This window comes from Pantoea sp. S18 (assembly GCF_045689705.1).
Lineage (GTDB): Bacteria > Pseudomonadota > Gammaproteobacteria > Enterobacterales > Enterobacteriaceae > Pantoea > Pantoea symbiotica.
In genome coordinates this window covers 582,697-601,412 of the sequence record NZ_CP142688.1, presented here as the reverse complement: position 1 = coordinate 601,412, position 18,716 = coordinate 582,697, and the positions used below count along the sequence as shown (strand labels likewise).

The window sequence follows — 18,716 nt, the reverse complement described above, 5'->3', positions numbered from 1 at the left end:
CCACAACTCATTATGACTACCGGCGTTGAATTGTCATGGCGTCGTAACGAATTAATGAGTTACGAGCGCGCTACATTCTAACGACAGCTTAGGCCGTTGTCTTTAAGATTCAGGAGAGTGCATGGAGTTCAGTGTAAAAAGCGGTAGCCCGGAAAAACAGCGTAGCGCCTGCATTGTTGTTGGCGTTTTCGAACCGCGCCGTTTGTCACCCATTGCTGAGCAGCTGGATAAAATCAGCGATGGCTACATCAGCGCCCTGCTGCGCCGCGGTGAACTGGAAGGAAAAGTGGGCCAAACGCTGCTGCTGCACCATGTGCCGAATATCCTCTCCGAACGCATCCTGCTGATCGGCTGCGGTAAAGAGCGCGAGCTGGATGAGCGCCAGTACAAGCAGGTGATTCAGAAAACAATCAATACCTTGAATGACACCGGCTCGATGGAAGCGGTGTGTTTCCTGACTGAACTGCACGTCAAAGGTCGCAATACCTACTGGAAAGTGCGTCAGGCGGTCGAAACCTCGAAAGAAGCGCTCTACAACTTTGATCAGCTGAAAAGCAACAAAGTCGAGCCGCGCCGTCCGCTGCGTAAACTGGTGTTCAACGTGCCGACCCGCCGTGAACTCACCAGCGGTGAACGTGCCATTCAGCACGGTTTAGCTGTGGCTGCCGGTGTGAAAGCCGCTAAAGACCTCAGCAATATGCCGCCAAATATTTGTAACGCCGCGTATCTGGCGTCGCAGGCGCGTCAGCTGGCGGATGCCTACAGCAAAAATGTAACCACCCGCGTTATCGGCGAACAGCAGATGAAAGAATTGGGTATGAACGCCTATCTGGCGGTCGGTGCCGGTTCCCACAATGAATCGCTGATGTCGGTAATTGAATACAAAGGCAATAACGATCCTGAAGCACGTCCAATCGTATTGGTCGGCAAAGGGTTAACCTTCGATTCCGGCGGTATCTCGATCAAACCCGCCGACGCGATGGATGAGATGAAGTACGACATGTGCGGTGCGGCGTCGGTGTACGGCGTGATGCGCATGGTGGCGGAACTGAATCTGCCGCTGAACGTGGTGGGCGTGCTGGTGGGCTGTGAAAACATGCCAGATGGCAAATCAATGCGTCCGGGTGACGTGTTAACCACCATGTCAGGCCAAACCGTTGAAGTGCTGAATACCGATGCCGAAGGCCGTCTGGTGCTGTGCGATGCGCTAACCTACGTTGAACGCTTCGAGCCAGAAGTGGTGATTGACGTCGCCACGCTGACTGGCGCCTGCGTGATTGCGCTGGGTCATCATGTCAGCGGTTTGATGTCGAACCACAATCCGCTGGCGCACGAGCTGATCAGCGCATCTGAGCAGTCCGGTGACCGTGCCTGGCGTCTGCCGATGGCGGATGAGTATCAGGAACAGCTGGAATCCAATTTTGCTGATATGGCGAACATTGGCGGCCGTCCTGGCGGTGCGATTACTGCAGCCTGTTTCCTCGCGCGCTTTGCGCGTAAGTTTAACTGGGCGCACCTGGATATCGCCGGTACCGCATGGCGTTCCGGTAAAGCCAAAGGCGCAACCGGTCGTCCGGTACCGCTGCTGTCGCAGTTCCTGCTGAATCGCGCAGGGTTGAACGGCGACGATTAAGTTGTCGCAGTGCGGTCATTGAAATGGTGCGCATTAATGCGCACCTTACTCCGTAGGGTCGCCATTTATGGCGACCTTATTGTTGGACGCACGAAACCCGATGACGCACAATGCGCCCCACTGTCATTTATGGAAATGAGTCCGCCATGAAAAACGCCACTTTCTATGTGATGGAGTCTGAGAGCGCCAGCGACGGCTTAACCGCCATCGAAGCATTGGTGTGCTCTCTTGCCGAGACACGCTGGCGTGACGGCAAACGCATCCTGATTGCCTGCGAAAACGAAGAACAAGCCAATCGGCTGGATGAAGCGCTCTGGCAGCTTCCGGCCAACGCCTTTGTACCGCATAACCTCGCCGGTGAAGGCCCGCGTTACGGCGCGCCGGTTGAGCTGGCCTGGCCACAGCGTCGCGGCAGTTCACCGCGCGATCTGCTGATCAGCCTTCTGCCACAGTTCGCAGATTTTGCTACTGGTTTCCATGAAGTGATAGACTTCGTTCCTTATGAAGAATCCCTAAAACAACTGGCGCGCGATCGCTACAAAGCCTATCGCAGCGTTGGTTTCCAATTGAATACGGCGACGCCACCCTCGCCGCAAACGACAGTGTAGAAATGGAAAAGACATATAACCCGCAAGATATCGAGCAGCCGCTCTACGAGCACTGGGAACAGCAGGGCTACTTTAAACCGAATGGCGATACCAGCCAGGAAAGCTTTTGCATCATGATCCCGCCGCCGAACGTCACCGGCAGCTTGCATATGGGTCACGCTTTCCAGCAGACCATCATGGATACCATGATTCGCTACCAGCGCATGCAGGGTAAAAATACCTTGTGGCAGGCCGGTACCGATCACGCCGGTATCGCTACGCAGATGGTGGTAGAACGTAAAATCGCCGCTGAAGAGGGCAAAACGCGCCAGGATTATGGCCGCGATGCGTTCATCGACAAAATCTGGCAGTGGAAAGCGGAATCTGGCGGCACTATTACGCGCCAGATGCGTCGTCTCGGCAACTCGGTTGACTGGGAGCGCGAGCGCTTCACCATGGATGAAGGCCTGTCCAACGCGGTGCGCGAAGTGTTTGTCCGCCTGTACAAAGAGAACCTGATTTACCGTGGCAAGCGCCTGGTGAACTGGGATCCAAAACTACGTACCGCCATCTCCGATCTGGAAGTGGAAAACCGCGAGAGCAAAGGCTCGATGTGGCATATCCGCTATCCGCTGGCTGACGGCGTGAAAACCGCTGAAGGCAAAGATTATCTGGTGGTGGCGACCACGCGTCCGGAAACCCTGCTGGGCGATACCGGCGTCGCGGTTAACCCGGAAGATCCACGCTACAAAGATCTCATCGGCAAAGAGCTGATCCTGCCGCTGGTGAATCGTCGCATTCCGATCGTTGGCGATGAACACGCTGACATGGAAAAAGGCACCGGCTGCGTGAAGATCACCCCTGCGCATGACTTCAACGACTACGAAGTGGGTCGTCGTCATAAGCTGCCAATGATCAACATTCTGACCTTTGATGGCGATATCCGCGAGCGCGCGGAAGTATTCGACACCAATGGCGAAGTCAGCGACGAGTGCGCCGACGACATCCCGGCACAGTTCCAGAAGATGGAGCGTTTCGCCGCGCGTAAAGCGATTGTTGCTGCCGTTGATGAGATCGGCCTGCTGGAAGAGATCAAACCGCACGACCTGACCGTGCCTTACGGCGATCGCGGCGGTGTGGTGATCGAGCCAATGCTGACCGACCAATGGTATGTGCGCACCGCACCGCTGGCGAAAGTTGCGGTTGAAGCGGTAGAAAACGGCGACATCCAGTTCGTGCCGAAGCAGTACGAAAACATGTACTTCTCATGGATGCGCGACATTCAGGATTGGTGTATTTCACGTCAGCTGTGGTGGGGACATCGCATCCCAGCATGGTACGACAACGACGGCAACGTCTATGTTGGCCGCACCGAAGACGAAGTGCGCCAGGAAAACAATCTGGCCGCCGACGTGGCGCTGCGCCAGGACGACGACGTGCTGGATACCTGGTTCTCGTCCGGTCTGTGGACCTTCTCGACGCTGGGCTGGCCAGAGAACACCGAAGCGCTGCGTACCTTCCATCCAACCAGCGTGTTGGTGAGCGGCTTCGACATCATCTTCTTCTGGATTGCGCGCATGATCATGCTGACCATGCACTTCATCAAAGATGAAAACGGCAAACCGCAGGTGCCGTTCAAAACCGTCTACATGACAGGTTTGATCCGTGATGAAGAAGGCCAGAAGATGTCCAAGTCGAAAGGCAACGTCATCGATCCACTGGATATGATTGACGGTATTTCGCTAGAAGATCTGCTGGAGAAGCGTACCGGCAACATGATGCAGCCGCAGCTGGCTGAGAAGATCCGCAAACGTACCGAGAAGCAATTCCCGGACGGCATCGTGCCTTCAGGTACCGATGCGCTGCGCTTTACCCTCGCCGCGCTGGCGTCTACCGGTCGTGACATCAACTGGGATATGAAGCGCCTCGAAGGTTACCGCAACTTCTGTAACAAGCTGTGGAACGCCAGCCGCTTCGTGCTGATGAATACCGAAGAGCAGGATTGCGGCCAAAACGGCGGCGAAATGAAGCTGTCGCTGGCGGATCGCTGGATCCTGAGCGAGTTCAACCGCAGCGTGAAAGCCTATCGCGAAGCGCTGGATAGCTATCGCTTTGATATCGCGGCCAACATTCTGTACGACTTCACCTGGAACCAGTTCTGTGACTGGTATCTGGAGCTGACCAAGCCGGTGATGACCAGCGGTAGCGAAGCGGAACTGCGCGGTACGCGTAATACGCTGGTCACCGTGCTGGAAGCGCTGCTGCGTCTGGCGCATCCAATCATTCCTTACATCACCGAAACCATCTGGCAGCGTGTGAAAGGTCTGAAAAACATCGACCACGATACCATCATGCTGCAGCCGTTCCCGCAGTATGAAGCGGCGAAAGAGGATGCCGAGGCGCAGGCCGATATCGAGTGGATGAAGCAGGCGATCGTTGCGGTGCGTAATATCCGTGCTGAGATGAACATCGCACCAAGCAAGCCGCTCGACGTGCTGCTGCGTGACTGCTCTGCCGCCGCTCAGCGTCGCGTAGAAGAGAACCGCACCTTCCTGTCGCGTCTGGCGCGTCTGGAAAGCCTGACCATTCTGCCTGCGGGCGAGAAAGGCCCGGTTTCGGTCACCAAGATTGTTGAAGGCGCTGAGTTGCTGATCCCGATGGCGGATCTGGTCAACAAAGAAGCCGAGCTGGAGCGTCTGGCGAAAGAGCTGGTGAAACTTGATGTCGAAATCGAGAAGATCCAGACCAAGCTGGCGAACGAAGGCTTCGTCTCACGTGCGCCGGAAGCGGTTGTCGCGAAAGAGCGTGAGCGCGTGGCTGAGCTTGAGCAATCAAAAGCAAAACTGTTTGAACAGCAGGGCGTGATTGCGGCATTGTAAGCGCTTCAGTCCAACTGCTTAATCGAAGCCGGGCACTGCCCGGCTTTTTTATACCGGAAGATAATGATGACCACCGACGCCTCCATCAATTTAAAGGTGCGCCCCATTACCGCTGCCGATAACTCGCTGATCGCGCAGGTGATCCGTGATGTGTCAGCTGAATTTGGCCTGACGGCGGACAAAGGCTACACCGTGTCCGATCCCCATCTCGATCGCCTGTTCGAACTCTACAGCGAAGCCAATAGCGCCTACTGGATTGTGGAACATGATGGTGTGGTGGTGGGCGGCGGCGGCGTTGCTCCGCTGGCGTGTAGCGCGCCGGATATCTGCGAGCTGCAGAAGATGTATTTCCTGCCGCAGGTGCGCGGCTTAGGGTTGGCGCGCGATCTGGCGCTGCGCGCCATGGAATTTGCCCGTCAACGGGGTTTTCAGCGTTGCTATCTGGAGACGACTGGCAGTTTGACGCGTGCGATTAAGCTGTACGAGTCGTTGGGGTTTGAGCTGATTGATAGCGCGATGGGTTGTACCGGGCATGTGGATTGTGAAGTGCGGATGTTGAAGGTGTTGTGATGATTGAGGTCGCCATGAATGGCGACCCTACGGTTTATAGCCGGTTTTTTGTAGGGTGCGCATTCATGCGCACCAGGAAGCAGCCATTGCTTAAACCGCCGGCACACCGCTATGAAAGCGTAACTCGCCATCCGGCTCACTGATTAAGCGTGCTTCTGTTTCACCAAACACCTGCACGCGCGGGGCAATGTCCTTCGGCGAAATCTGCTGTGCCAGCTTCAGGTAATCCTGATAGTGACGCGCTTCCGAGCGCAGCAGCGAAATATAGAACTTCTCCAGTTGCTCATCCAGATAAGGCGCAAGACTGGCGAAACGCTCGCAGGAACGCGCTTCGATGTACGCCCCGCAAATCAGCTTATCCACCAGCGCTTCCGGCTCATAAGTGCGAATTTCGCGAATCAAACCTTTGGCATAGCGGCTTGCGGTGATTTTGCGATACGGCAAACCGCGCGACTGCATGATCTCCCACACCTGATAGAAGTGATGCAGCTCCTCTTTCACCAGCAGCACCATCATCTCCACCAGATCGTCGGCCCACGGCAGTTCGTTGCGCACGATAATGCTTTTGGTCAGATTCTTGTGGGCATTGATAAAGTTACTGTCCTGCTCATCGCGGTAGATAAAATCTTCATACGGCTTGAGCCACGCCAGAATGGCATCACCACTCGGCTTATCCGCCACGTATTTACGGATGATAAACACCGCAGTTTGCGCGGCCTTTAATTCGCAAACCATGTGATCGGTGAGCAACAACGTCAGATTTTCCGGCTTGCGCGCTTCATCAATCCACGCTTGTGGCGTGCGGCAATGCAGGAATTGATAGATCGGTTCTAATAGCGGAGCGTAATTCATGGGCAGTCTTTGTCTTACGGGGAGAGGTTTCAGGGCGGCGAGCGCCGCCCATTAATGCTTAGTGACGCACACCGTTGTCTTCTTCGTCGTCGATGAACTCGCCATCGTCGTCTTCATCTTCGGCATCAGGATCTTCAAAGTAGGTGCCCCAACCGTCGTAATCGACGTTGTAGCTGCCCGCCAGATTCACCAGTTGCTCAACCTGCGCATCAATCAGCTCAGGCTTCAACGCGCCTTCGCTCAGGATATCCACACACATCACGGTGGTGCCATCTTCCAGCTCCAGCTCTTCTGGCTCGCTGACTTCGTAGCCCAGTTTGAAGGCATCAACCGCGACCTTCTCCAGCGAGTCAAAGTTGTTGCAGGAGAGATGATGTTCGATAGTGTAAAGCGCATCTGGATCGCTGCCGTCTTCCAGCAACTCTTCAATGATCAGTCGCGTCTCTTCGCGCTGTTCTTCCAGCAATGCTTCATATGCCATGGGTGTGTCCTCAAATATTCGGCTGAATACAATTATTTTCCCACACTGCCTCGCGCGCCACTACACAAAACAACAAGTTTCTTAACGCTGGGGTTGAAAATGCATATTCATACGGTTAGATTGAATTTTAATTCATTTTAATGTGGGCACCCGGAGCGCTGTATGAGTCAGCTACATCAAAGACATTTCCTGAGATTGCTGGATTTCACCCCAGCCGAAATCGATTCTCTGCTGAGTCTGGCAGGTGAATTAAAACACGCAAAGAAAAATGCCAGCGAAACGCAATACCTGAAAGGCAAAAACATCGCGCTCATCTTCGAAAAAGACTCGACTCGTACCCGATGCTCTTTCGAAGTTGCCGCTTACGATCAGGGCGCTAACGTTACCTATCTCGGCCCAAGTGGCAGCCAAATCGGCCATAAAGAGTCAATGAAAGACACCGCGCGCGTGCTGGGACGCATGTATGACGGTATTCAATATCGCGGTTACGGTCAGGAACTGGTGGAAACCTTGGCAGAATTCGCTGGCGTGCCGGTATGGAATGGCCTGACCACCGAATTCCACCCCACGCAACTGCTGGCCGATCTGCTGACGATGCAGGAACATTTGCCGGGTAAAGCGCTGAATGAAATGACGCTGGTTTACGTTGGCGATGCGCGTAACAACATGGGTAACAGCATGCTGGAAGCCGCTGCGCTGGTCGGCCTGGATCTGCGTCTGGTGGCACCAAAAGGCTGCTGGCCGGAAGCGGAACTGGTCGAGCAATGCCGCGTGGCCGCGCAGCAAACCGGTGGCAAAATCACCCTAACCGAAGATATCGCCGAAGGCGTGCAAGGTGCCGACTTCATCTACACTGATGTGTGGGTGTCGATGGGCGAAGCCAAATCGGTGTGGGAAGATCGCATCGCTCTGCTGCGTCCTTATCAGGTTAACAGCGCGATGCTGGCACTGACCGGCAATCCGCAGGTGAAGTTCCTGCACTGCTTGCCTGCCTTCCATGACGACAAAACCACGCTGGGCCGGCAAATGGCCGAGCAGTACGGTTTGCAGGATGGCATGGAAGTGAGTAATGAGGTGTTTGAATCTGCGCACAGCATCGTGTTCGATCAGGCTGAAAACCGCATGCACACCATTAAAGCGGTGATGGTGGCGACACTCGGCAAGCTATGATTGGTCGCGCCGCAAACGTTTACCTCGTGCGCGATATTTGCTTGATGCAAATCAGTGAATGCGTATAATGCGGCCCAATTTGCCGGAGGAAACATGCAACAGCGCAGCGCACAATTTGACGCTCAACGACGCCTGACAGCGGGCGGCGCATCTGTTTCTTTCCGTCATCAATCGATCGTAAAAAAAGCCCCTTAAGCAGGGGCTTTTTTTTGTCCGCAATCCGGCAGCGCAGAGGAGAACGCTATGGCCAACCCGCTATATCGCAAGCACATTATTTCCATCAACGATCTCAACCGCGACGAGCTGGAGCTGGTGCTGCATACCGCTGCCCAGTTGAAAGCCAATCCCCAGCCGGAGCTGCTGAAACACAACGTGATCGCCAGCTGCTTCTTTGAAGCTTCAACGCGCACACGCTTGTCGTTTGAAACTGCGATGCATCGTCTCGGTGCGTCGGTGGTGGGCTTCGCCGACGGCAGCAATACCTCGCTCGGCAAGAAAGGCGAAACCCTCGCCGATACCATTTCGGTGATTGGTACTTACGTCGATGCCATTGTGATGCGTCATCCGCAGGAAGGCGCGGCGCGTCTGGCGACGGAATTCTCCGGCGGCATTCCGATTCTCAACGCGGGTGACGGTGCCAACCAGCATCCGACGCAAACGCTGCTCGATCTCTTCACCATCCGCGAAACGCAAAACCGCCTCGATAACCTGAATGTGGCGATGGTCGGCGACCTGAAATATGGCCGCACCGTGCATTCACTGACGCAGGCGCTGGCGAAGTTTGATGGCAACCGCTTCTTCTTTATCGCGCCGGATGCGCTGGCGATGCCGTCGTACATCACCGATATGCTGGATGAGCAGAACATTGCCTGGTCGCGCCACGACACCATCGAAGAAGTGATGCCACAACTCGACATTCTGTATATGACGCGCGTGCAGAAAGAGCGCCTCGATCCGTCGGAATACGCCAACGTTAAAGCGCAGTTCATCCTGCGCGCCGCCGATTTAGCCGGTGCGCGCGACAACATGAAAGTGCTGCATCCGCTGCCGCGTATTGACGAGATCACCACCGACGTGGATAGCACGCCGCACGCCTGGTATTTCCAGCAGGCTGGAAATGGCATCTTCGCTCGCCAGGCACTGCTGGCGCTGGTACTGAATCGCGAACTGGCACTGTAAGGAGCAAAGCGATGACACACGATAATAAATTGCAGGTTGAAGCCATCAAACGCGGCACGGTGATCGACCATATCCCGGCGCAGGTCGGCTTTAAGTTACTGTCGCTGTTTCGTCTGACCGAAACCGATCAGCGCATCACCATCGGCCTCAACTTGCCCTCGGGCGAGATGGGCCGCAAAGATCTGATCAAAATCGAAAACACTTTTCTGACCGACGATCAGATCAATCAGCTGGCGGTGTATGCGCCGCTCGCCACGGTGAACCGCATTGACGAATACGAAGTGGTGGCGAAGATCGCCCCAACCTTGCCGGATCGTATTGACCGCGTGCTGACTTGCCCGAACAGCAACTGCATCAGCCGCAACGAGCCGGTGTTCACCAGCTTTGCGGTGAAAAAGCGCGAAGATGATGTACATCTGAAGTGCAAATATTGCGAGAAAGAGTTCGCGCGCCACGTGGTGCTCGGTCACTGGTAATCGCCTGCGTCGTCCCTATAATGGGACGATTCATTTCGCGGCGGACATCGGTCGGCCGCGCACTTTCAAGGAGAAACAATGTCTCGCGAAATCAGTACTTCAAACGCACCCGCAGCGATTGGCCCCTACGTGCAGGGCGTGGATCTCGGCAGTATGATCATCACGTCAGGCCAGATCCCGGTTGATCCCGCCACTGGCGCCGTTGCCGACGATGTTTCTGCGCAGGCACGTCAATCACTGGAAAATGTGAAGGCGATTGTCGAAGCCGCAGGCCTGAAAGTGGGCGATATCGTGAAAACCACCGTGTTTGTGAAGGATCTGAATGACTTCGCCACGGTGAACGCAACTTACGAAGCGTTCTTCACCGAGCACAACGCCAGCTTCCCAGCGCGTTCTTGCGTGGAAGTGGCGCGTCTGCCGAAAGATGTGAAGATTGAGATTGAGGCGATTGCGGTTCGTCGTTGATTGATCGCGGTGCGCATAAATGCGCACCCTACGCTTTTCGTAGGGTCGCCATTAATGGCGACCTCTGTTATTTAAACGATCGCAGTAACTTCTCCAGCGGCCGCACTAGCGCCAGCACCGTTTCATCCTGCACCTGCGCTGCCGCGTCCAGTTGCGTATGCATCTGCGCCACTTCGCCTGCGCCATACGCCTGATTACGCTCCAGCGCGTTGACCAAATCCAGCCCCATCCGGCTCAGTTCTGTCACTTGCTGCACCTGCTGCTGTAGCGGCTTGAGCTGATAGCTACCCAGAATCAGCGGCATCACCGCATCACTGTTGTTCTGCCAGCGCTGCAGCTGCTGACGGATGGCATGCGCCGCCGCGTGATCGGCGCGATTGGCGATCAAGCGATCAACCTGCTTATCCAGCAAACGCACCGCGTTACTCTCGGCAGGCAACACATCCGCCAAACGATTGAGCGGTTCAAAATAGTCGTAATGTCCCGCCTGGAATTTCAGATGCTGGCGCGTGTAGTACTGCGCCGGTTCCAGCACTTCGGCCAATATACGTAACGGCGTGATGTCGCTGCTGTTCGCCAGTCGCATCATCTGCACTTCAGCCTGCTGATGCTGCTGCAAACCGACTGAAATGGTGCCCCAGCGATCCACCGCGCTCAGGCGTTGATACATGTTATCGCTGTCGGTGACATCCTTTGCCGACCATAACCGCTCAGCCACCACAAAAGCGCGCGGCCACAGGCGCGTATCAATCACCCGGCTATTAACGTTCTCCGCCCACAGCGCCGCTTCGCCGCCAATAAGGTTGTTTTGCATCTGCTCCGGCGTCGGCAATGATGGCGCAATGCCGGTTGGCACTTGCGCCAGCTTGCTGCCTTCCGTGGGATAACGTACGTTGCCCACCAGCATATAACCGGTCAGCTTGTCTTGCGTCAGCGTCACCATCGGCTGGAACGGTCCCATCCATGTATCGACGCTGAAGGTCAGTTGCGTAGGCGACAGCCAGCGGATATCGCTGACCATACGACGTGCTTTGCCGCTGAAATCGATAAAGCCGCGCCAGCCGTTTTTCCCCTCAATCAGCGTAAAGCTGCCTTTCAGCGCACTGCCTTTCAGGCGCGGCATGGTGAATTGCCAGCTCTGCGTCTGCTCACCGATTTGCACCTGATCCGCGCCGTTAAGCCCTTGCGGCCAGGGTTCATTGCGATAGTGATAGGCGGCGGTTTGCGGCTGATCGAGATAGAAACCGGTGGAGAGAATGCCGCGGAAGTCGTTTTTCGCCACGGTGCCCAACGCATCCTGTCCTTGCCACGATTGAATCAGAATGCTTTTTGGCAGATCAGGATGGTAAACCTCATCCCAGCCGATCATGCGGCGCTGATGCGCTTCAAGGATTTTCTCAACGCGCTGGTTAAACCAGGCTTGCAGCGCATGCGTATCCTTCAGGCCGTGGTCGCGCATAAATTGCTGAATACGCGTGGAATCATTCCACTGGCTTGGATCGACCTCATCGCCGCCGATGTGAATGTAGGGATCGGGGAAGATCGCCGTTACTTCGCCCATTAAGGTGTCGATAAAGCGGAATACTGCTTCGTTGCTGGGATCGAGCAGCGGCTTAAACACGCCCCAGCCGCGCTCCATCTGATACGGGCCCGGCGCGCTCATCAGCTCCGGCATCGCCACCGCGATCGCCGAGGCATGACCAGGCAGATCGATTTCCGGTACCACGCGCACGCCGCGCTGCGTGGCATAGTGCACTACATCGCGCATCTGCTGCTGCGTGTAGTACAAGCCGTCGCTGGCTTTCTCCTGCAGCTGCGGATAGTGGCTGGAGGCAAAACGCCAACCTTGATCGTCGGTTAAGTGCCAGTGAAACACGTTCATACGCGCAGCGGCGATGCCATCGATTTGCCGCTTAACGGTTTCAATCGGCAGGAAGTGGCGCGCCGAATCAATCAGCACACCGCGCCACGGAAAGCGCGGTTTATCGTCAATGGTGACGTAGGGGATTTCGGTGCCGTTTTCGGTGTTTTCAATCAGCTGCAGCACGGTTTCCATGCCGCGCATCGCACCAAAGCGCGTGTTGGCTTTCAGTAACACGCCGTCGCTGTTAACCAGCAGATGATAACTTTCGTCGCTGTCCGGCTGGGGAATCGGATCAACCGCCTGCGCGATTTGCACTTGAATGTTGGGATGATCGCTGGATGCGCTGGCTGGCAGCAGCGGCCAGCCGGTTTGCCGCGCAATGCGCGCGCGCCAGCGCGATTCAGCACCTTCCAGATGATCGCCCGAGATATGCAACGTGAGCTGCGGTGTTAAAGCATACGCCCCGCCGCCGCTCGGCTGCACCACGCTTTGTGGCCACGGCATCAGCGGTAAATCTCCGGCGGGCGCGGCGAAGGCGGAAAAAGTCATGGATAAACAACAGGCAAGCAAGGTTCTCTGCAATGGCATTTGGGCATCCTTGTAAATGAAACAGCGGACCAAAATGGGCAAAAGGCCCATTAAACCTGTTTCGCTTTGCAAAGCAAGTGGCGACAAACCGAAATCAAGGCGGGTTAAAACTTTTGTATTTTATACCGTCATACTTCGAGCCGCAGGTGCGTTGGCTACGCACGTTCACCTTAGTCACTTACTTCAGTAAGCTCCTAAGGACTCACGTACTTGCCGCCTTCCTGCAACTCAAAGTATTTAGGTATAACGCAAAATTAACCATTGTATAGCTTTCGAACTTGGTTGTGGCTTCCTTGCTGTAAGTCAATTGCGACGCGATTAATTACTGCGTAAATACCATATATAGCGATTACACTCCTTAAAATTATCTACATATAGTTTAATGGAGAAGAAATGGCGACGGTGGTGATTAAGCGTGACGGCTGCAGAGTGCCGTTTGATGCGCAGCGGATCGAGGCGGCAGTAAGCGCGGCCGCGCGTGCGGCACAAATCGATGATACGGCCTGGTGCGCGCAAGTGGCGGCGCAGGTTAGCCAGCAGCTGGCTGAACAGGCCGAAGTGGATATCCGCGACATTCAGTGCGCGGTGGAAGAGACGCTGATGAGCGGACGCTGGCCGCAGCTGGCACGCGCCTATATCGAATATCGCCATGACCGCGATCTAGCGCGTGAACAGCGCGGTAAACTGCATCACGCCATTCGCGGTTTGGTGGAGCAAACCAACGCGGCGCTGCTCAACGAAAACGCCAATAAAGACAGCAAAGTGATTCCAACCCAGCGCGACCTGCTGGCCGGCATCGTCGCTAAACATTACGCTCAGCAGCAACTGTTGCCGCGCGATGTGGTGCTGGCACATGAGCGCGGCGACATCCACTATCACGATCTCGACTATTCCCCGTTCTTTCCGATGTTTAACTGCATGCTAATCGATCTGCACGGCATGCTGACCAACGGTTTCAAGATGGGTAATGCCGAGATCGAGCCGCCCAAATCGATCGCCACCGCCACGGCGGTGACCGCGCAGATCATCGCACAGGTTGCCAGCCATATTTACGGCGGTACCACCATCAACCGCATTGATGAAGTGCTGGCGCCGTTCGTCACGCTCAGCCTGGAAAAACACCGCGCGGTGGCGCAACAGTGGCAGATTCCCGATGCCGAAGCCTATGCGCGCGTGCGCACCGAGAAAGAGTGCTACGACGCGTTTCAGTCGCTGGAGTACGAAGTGAATACGCTGCACACCGCCAATGGCCAGACGCCGTTTGTCACCTTTGGCTTTGGCCTCGGCACCGACTGGGCGGCGCGCCTGATTCAGCAATCCATTCTGCGCAACCGCATTGCCGGACTGGGTAAAAATCATAAAACGGCGGTATTCCCGAAACTGGTGTTTGCTATCCGCGAAGGCGTGAATCGTCGGCCTGGCGAAGTTAACTACGATATCAAACAGCTGGCGCTGGAGTGCGCCAGCAAACGCATGTATCCGGATATCCTCAACTACGAAAAAGTGGTGGAAGTCACCGGCTCGTTTAAAACGCCGATGGGCTGTCGCAGCTTCCTTGGCGTTTACGAGGAGAACGGCGAGCAGATTCACGAAGGCCGCAACAATATCGGCGTCATCAGCCTCAATCTGCCGCGTATCGCGCTGCAAGCCAAAGGCGACGAAGCGCAGTTCTGGCGCTTGCTGGATGAACGTCTGGCGCTGGCGAAGCGTGCCTTAATGACGCGTATCGCCCGGCTGGAAAAAACCAAAGCGCGCGTGGCGCCGATTCTGTATATGGAAGGTGCCTGCGGCGTGCGCTTGAAAGCGGATGACGAAGTGGGCGCCATTTTCCGCAACGGCCGCGCCTCGATTTCCCTTGGCTACATCGGCCTGCATGAGACGCTGAATGCGCTGAGCGGCAACGAAGTACATCCGTATGACGCCGAATACTTGCGGGCAAAAGGCGTGGCGATTGTTACCCATCTGCGTAACGCGGTGGATGCCTGGAAAGAGGAAACCGGCTACGGCTTCAGCTTGTATAGCACGCCGAGCGAGAATCTGTGCGACCGCTTCTGCCGTCTCGATGCCGCCGAATTTGGCGTGGTGGCAGGCGTGACCGACAAAGGGTATTACACCAACAGCTTCCATCTCGACGTGGAGAAAAAGGTCAATCCCTACGACAAGATCGACTTTGAAGCGCCCTATCCCGCCATCGCTAACGGCGGATTCATCTGTTACGGCGAATACCCCAACATCCAGCACAACCTCAAAGCGCTCGAAGACGTTTGGGATTACAGCTATCACCGCGTGCCCTATTACGGCACCAATACGCCGATCGATGAGTGCTACGAATGCGGCTTTAGCGGCGAGTTCAGCTGCACCAGCAAAGGGTTTACCTGCCCGCATTGCGGTAATCACGATCCGGCGCGCGTATCGGTAACGCGCCGCGTGTGTGGCTATCTCGGCAGCCCGGATGCGCGTCCGTTTAACGCCGGTAAACAGGAAGAGGTGCAGCGGCGCGTTAAACATCTGGAGACAGGAAAGCTGGGATGATGCGCATCCATGGCTATTATCCGGTCGATATCGTTAACGGGCCCGGCACGCGCTGCACACTGTTTGTCGCGGGCTGTGAACATCAATGTCGCGGCTGCTATAACCAAAGCACGTGGCGGCTGGATTCCGGCGTACCTTTTACGCTGGAGATGGAAGAGCAGCTGATCGCCGATCTTAACGATCGGCGCATTCCGCGTCAGGGCTTGTCGCTGAGCGGCGGCGATCCCCTGCATCCGCATAACGTGCCGCATGTGCGCCGCCTTGTGAAACGCGTGCGACGTGAATGTCCGGATAAGGATATCTGGCTGTGGACCGGCTACCAGATGGCGGAACTCAGTGCGGCACAGCGCGAAGTGGTGGATGAGATTGATGTGCTGATTGACGGACGTTTTATCGAAGCGGAAAAAGATGTGCGGCTGCTGTGGCGCGGCAGCCGCAATCAGAAGATTTGGTGGTTACGCCAGCCACAAGGCGAGCACGCCGAGCAGCATGCCGCTGCCTGCCACGCCGATCAGCGCGATCCACAGCGCCCGTGCGGGAAAGGCGCGATGCAGCATCAATAACGACGGCACACTCACGGCGGGCAGCGTGACTAACAACGCCAGCGCGGGCGCAACGCCCATGCCCGCCAGCATCATGGTCTGCACAATCGGGATTTCCGCAGCGGTGGGAATCACAAACAGACAGCCAGCAATCGCCATCAATATCACCCAAAACAGCGTATTGCCCACCGCGCCATCCGCGTGTGGGAACAGCCAAACGCGCGCGGCACCGAGCAACAATACCGCGACGATGTACAGCGGAATGGTGTTGCAGAACAGTCGCCACATCACTTGCAGCCAGCGCGTCAGAAACGGCTGCTCATCGCGAGCCGGTATAACGGGCGCGGCAACGGCCTGATCCGGCACGCTGCGCTGCACCAGCCACGCGATGCCCAATACCATCATCAAACCTGCCACCAGCCGAATCGCCGCAAAATTCCAGCCGAGCACAAAGCCCATAAAAATCAGCGTGGCGGGATTGAGTAGCGGATTGGCCAGCCAAAACGCCATTGCCGCGCCGCTGGAAACCTGCGACTGACGCAAGCCTGCTGTCACCGGCGCTGCACAGCAGCTGCACATCATGCCTGGCAAACCTAATCCAGTGCCCATCAGCGTCGAGCCAAAGCGCGAGCTGCCCATTAGACGCAGCAGCCAGGCGCGTGGAATCAGTACCTGCACCAGCGAGCCGAGGATCACGCCGAGCACCGCCGCTTTCCACACGGCGAGGAAATAGACCATCGCGTAATCGAGCGCCGCGCGCCACGGTGAGTCTGCTGCATTGGCCAAAATCGATTTACCAATTGAGTGTGTTTCGGCGGCAGAGAAGGCTTTGCCGTAATAAGGCTGCCATTTGACATACCACAGACCGATTACCACCACGGCGAGGAACAGCAGCGGTTTCCACCAGGCGAAGCGTGCCGCAGGAGCGTGAGAAGAGAGTTGGGTCATCACAGAATTCCGTATTCAACTGAATAACGATGCCGCGTTGGGATGTGCGGCGGATAGGCCTTAGTGTTATTCAGGTCATTTCATTCCGCCATGTGGAAATCGCTCAAACTTGATCCGGGGCGGAAATTTACCTCTTGCGCCTACGTGTCGCTGCGGTGCCAGACAATCTTTTTGCCAAAGCCCAGCGCATTGTCGGTCATCTTCACCTCGTCGAGCATGATTTCCCACAGCGGCGCAGTGACTTTCTTCGCCACCGGAAAACGCTTCTGATAGGCGTGACGCGCCATCGTTTCCCTTTCTCCGCTTAGAAGCTGAATCACGCCGCGATACTGCACGCCTTTGATCAACAACACGCTTTTCGGCTGGCCATTCACGGTGCCTGCCACGCGAGGATTTGCCTGGATTAATGCGCCATGGCGCGTGTCAGGCTCGGTCATCAGCCAGAACGCCATGTTCGCTGCATCAAACACATAGAAGCAGTTGGCGCACCACAGATCGTCGCCGTGGCTGGCAGATAACGACAGCACATGCTGTTTTTTTAAGTAGCGAATCAGATGAGCATGGTCAGACAAAATCGGACTCCGTGCGGCGAATAGCGATGCGGCGTGAAGCGCGCTACACTGCCTGCCAGCTAATTTTCGAGATGAGTATGATGGAACAAGGCTGGCAGCTTTATCTGCTACAAACCGCCGCAGGCATGCTGTATACCGGCATCACCACCGATGTTAATCGTCGCTTGCAACAGCATCAGCAGGGACGCGGCGCGCGTTCGCTGCGTGGCAAAGGGCCCTTAACGCTGGTGTTTCATTGCGATGCCGGCGATCGCGCTGCGGCGTCACGCCTTGAGTATCAGGTGAAGCAGCTTAGCCGCGCGCAAAAGCTGCTGCTGGTTGCGCAGCAGCCGCCCTGCTTAGTAGCTTGGTTTAGTCGAAACGATTAAACGGTTCGGCGAATTCGATCAGCCCTTCGACACCAACAAACGCATCGTCTGCCAGTTTGTACACCTGGAAGGCCGCTTCGCTGCCTAACCAACGACAGTGCAAGCCATGACGTGCCGCCGGTTCAAAGCCGAGTGGATTGTAAAACTCAGGATCGCCCAGCACCACCACGGCGCTGTAGCTGAACTCATTAAGTGAATCCAATCCTTCATACACCAGCTGTTTAGCAAGGCCCTGTTTGCGCACCGATTCATCCACGGCGAGCGGCGCCAACGCTACCCAGTTGCGGTCTTCTCCTTGCAGGGTCACCGGACTGAAAGCGGCATAACCCAGCACCTGACCTTCATCATCCGTGGCAACGACACCAAGAGTCAGCAAGCCATCTTCGCGCAGTTGCTGTATCAGTTCCGCTTCGGCAGCGGTAGCAAAACTGCGCTTTAACAGGCTATCGATGCCTGCTGCATCAACGCCAATTTCAGTACGAATCAACATGAGATCCCCGCGCGCGCCTCAGCGGCCTTCGCGTCCTGTTTCATTCCTGCCTCAATAAAAGCAGCGAGCTGCTGCAATCCCGTGCGTAATGGCGTGGGCATGGCATCCAGTTCAATGGCATCCATTAGGTTTTTCACCTCAAGTCCCAGCTCCGTGTCACCTTCAATCACCAGACGGCGTTGAAAGAACAACATATCGGGATCCGCTTTGCGTGCTGCCACCAGCAACAGATCGTTGGCTTCACCGCGAAACCAGACATCAGCCTCGGTGTCGCGCGAAACGGTCAGGCGCCCTGCTTGCAGGGTGGTGATCCAGCGCAGATTCACATCGGCAACCTCGATCCCCAGATAACGCCCTTCCAGAAAGTCTAACTCACCTTCAGACAAAGCATGACGAAATTGCCAGTTTAGGAGTTGTTGCAGAATAGCTTTTTTTAGCGGGAAAGGGGTAATGGAAACGGGTAAAGCAAGGAATTCTGGGCCTTTTTCCACAATCAGACCGCGTAAGCGCGCAAACATCA

18 protein-coding genes are annotated in these 18,716 nt (G+C 56.0%); 11 read left to right on the top strand and 7 right to left on the bottom strand.

What is annotated here, in order from left to right; translation table 11 throughout:
- Window positions 1-121: 121 nt before the first annotated feature.
- From pepA to VIJ98_RS02650, 4 genes are all read left to right on the top strand, one after another.
- Complete coding sequence (pepA, locus tag VIJ98_RS02665; RefSeq protein ID WP_256698304.1) at window positions 122-1,633, top strand: leucyl aminopeptidase; 1,512 nt, start codon at window positions 122-124, stop codon at window positions 1,631-1,633.
- Window positions 1,634-1,779: 146 nt separating this feature from the next.
- Window positions 1,780-2,241 carry a DNA polymerase III subunit chi gene (locus tag VIJ98_RS02660; protein WP_008104246.1) on the top strand — a complete coding sequence of 154 codons (462 nt, stop codon included), beginning with the start codon at window positions 1,780-1,782 and terminating at the stop codon, window positions 2,239-2,241.
- 2 nt (window positions 2,242-2,243) lie between these two features.
- Window positions 2,244-5,099 carry a valine--tRNA ligase gene (locus tag VIJ98_RS02655; protein WP_154154416.1) on the top strand — a complete coding sequence of 952 codons (2,856 nt, stop codon included), beginning with the start codon at window positions 2,244-2,246 and terminating at the stop codon, window positions 5,097-5,099.
- Between the two features lie 66 nt (window positions 5,100-5,165).
- Window positions 5,166-5,669 (top strand): GNAT family N-acetyltransferase, encoded by a 504-nt coding sequence (locus tag VIJ98_RS02650; RefSeq protein WP_061718228.1) that lies wholly within the window; start codon window positions 5,166-5,168, stop codon window positions 5,667-5,669.
- A gap of 90 nt (window positions 5,670-5,759) precedes the next feature.
- On the opposite strand, the gene miaE is transcribed toward VIJ98_RS02650, so the two are convergent.
- Together miaE and rraB are read right to left on the bottom strand one after the other, a co-directional pair.
- On the bottom strand, window positions 5,760-6,521 hold the full coding sequence (gene miaE, locus VIJ98_RS02645; RefSeq protein ID WP_323272126.1) for a tRNA isopentenyl-2-thiomethyl-A-37 hydroxylase MiaE: 762 nt from the start codon (window positions 6,519-6,521) through the stop codon (window positions 5,760-5,762).
- A 58-nt stretch (window positions 6,522-6,579) separates the two neighbouring features.
- Window positions 6,580-7,002, bottom strand: coding sequence for a ribonuclease E inhibitor RraB (gene rraB / locus VIJ98_RS02640; protein ID WP_008104254.1), 423 nt, complete (start codon window positions 7,000-7,002; stop codon window positions 6,580-6,582).
- 162 nt (window positions 7,003-7,164) lie between these two features.
- On the opposite strand from rraB, the gene argF reads away from it, so the two are divergent.
- From argF to ridA, 4 genes are all read left to right on the top strand, one after another.
- Entirely contained in the window at window positions 7,165-8,172 is a 1,008-nt protein-coding gene (gene argF / locus VIJ98_RS02635; protein WP_154154422.1) for an ornithine carbamoyltransferase, read from the top strand.
- 243 nt (window positions 8,173-8,415) lie between these two features.
- Entirely contained in the window at window positions 8,416-9,351 is a 936-nt protein-coding gene (gene pyrB, locus VIJ98_RS02630) for an aspartate carbamoyltransferase (RefSeq protein ID WP_176970202.1), read from the top strand.
- An 11-nt stretch (window positions 9,352-9,362) separates the two neighbouring features.
- Window positions 9,363-9,827 carry an aspartate carbamoyltransferase regulatory subunit gene (gene pyrI, locus VIJ98_RS02625; RefSeq protein WP_007886734.1) on the top strand — a complete coding sequence of 155 codons (465 nt, stop codon included), beginning with the start codon at window positions 9,363-9,365 and terminating at the stop codon, window positions 9,825-9,827.
- A 78-nt stretch (window positions 9,828-9,905) separates the two neighbouring features.
- Entirely contained in the window at window positions 9,906-10,292 is a 387-nt protein-coding gene (ridA, locus tag VIJ98_RS02620) for a 2-iminobutanoate/2-iminopropanoate deaminase (RefSeq protein WP_061718232.1), read from the top strand.
- A gap of 67 nt (window positions 10,293-10,359) precedes the next feature.
- Here the strand turns inward: ridA and VIJ98_RS02615 are convergent, their stop codons facing one another.
- Complete coding sequence (locus tag VIJ98_RS02615) at window positions 10,360-12,744, bottom strand: family 20 glycosylhydrolase (protein ID WP_323272119.1); 2,385 nt, start codon at window positions 12,742-12,744, stop codon at window positions 10,360-10,362.
- Between the two features lie 393 nt (window positions 12,745-13,137).
- Here VIJ98_RS02615 and nrdD point away from each other — a divergent pair, with 393 nt between their 5' ends.
- The gene (gene nrdD, locus VIJ98_RS02610) at window positions 13,138-15,276 is read left to right on the top strand and encodes an anaerobic ribonucleoside-triphosphate reductase (RefSeq protein WP_323272117.1); all 2,139 of its coding nucleotides are present in this window, start codon (window positions 13,138-13,140) and stop codon (window positions 15,274-15,276) included.
- On the top strand, window positions 15,273-15,839 hold the full coding sequence (nrdG, locus tag VIJ98_RS02605) for an anaerobic ribonucleoside-triphosphate reductase-activating protein (RefSeq protein WP_323272115.1): 567 nt from the start codon (window positions 15,273-15,275) through the stop codon (window positions 15,837-15,839). Before nrdD ends, nrdG begins: the two co-directional genes overlap by 4 nt.
- Here nrdG and VIJ98_RS02600 read toward each other — a convergent pair.
- Together VIJ98_RS02600 and VIJ98_RS02595 are read right to left on the bottom strand one after the other, a co-directional pair.
- Window positions 15,732-16,766 carry a permease gene (locus VIJ98_RS02600; protein ID WP_323272114.1) on the bottom strand — a complete coding sequence of 345 codons (1,035 nt, stop codon included), beginning with the start codon at window positions 16,764-16,766 and terminating at the stop codon, window positions 15,732-15,734. The genes nrdG and VIJ98_RS02600 overlap by 108 nt on opposite strands.
- Before the next feature lie 140 nt (window positions 16,767-16,906).
- Window positions 16,907-17,338, bottom strand: coding sequence for a YhbP family protein (locus VIJ98_RS02595; protein WP_323272111.1), 432 nt, complete (start codon window positions 17,336-17,338; stop codon window positions 16,907-16,909).
- An 80-nt stretch (window positions 17,339-17,418) separates the two neighbouring features.
- On the opposite strand from VIJ98_RS02595, the gene VIJ98_RS02590 reads away from it, so the two are divergent.
- Window positions 17,419-17,706, top strand: a complete 288-nt coding sequence (locus VIJ98_RS02590) for a GIY-YIG nuclease family protein (protein ID WP_277976986.1) — start codon at window positions 17,419-17,421, stop codon at window positions 17,704-17,706.
- On the opposite strand, the gene VIJ98_RS02585 is transcribed toward VIJ98_RS02590, so the two are convergent.
- Together VIJ98_RS02585 and VIJ98_RS02580 are read right to left on the bottom strand one after the other, a co-directional pair.
- Complete coding sequence (locus VIJ98_RS02585) at window positions 17,690-18,196, bottom strand: N-acetyltransferase (protein WP_323272109.1); 507 nt, start codon at window positions 18,194-18,196, stop codon at window positions 17,690-17,692. The two genes, VIJ98_RS02590 and VIJ98_RS02585, sit on opposite strands and share 17 nt — an antisense overlap.
- The gene (locus VIJ98_RS02580; RefSeq protein WP_036648365.1) at window positions 18,190-18,714 is read right to left on the bottom strand and encodes an SCP2 domain-containing protein; all 525 of its coding nucleotides are present in this window, start codon (window positions 18,712-18,714) and stop codon (window positions 18,190-18,192) included. The genes VIJ98_RS02585 and VIJ98_RS02580 overlap by 7 nt, the downstream gene beginning before the upstream one ends.
- Window positions 18,715-18,716: the final 2 nt, after the last annotated feature.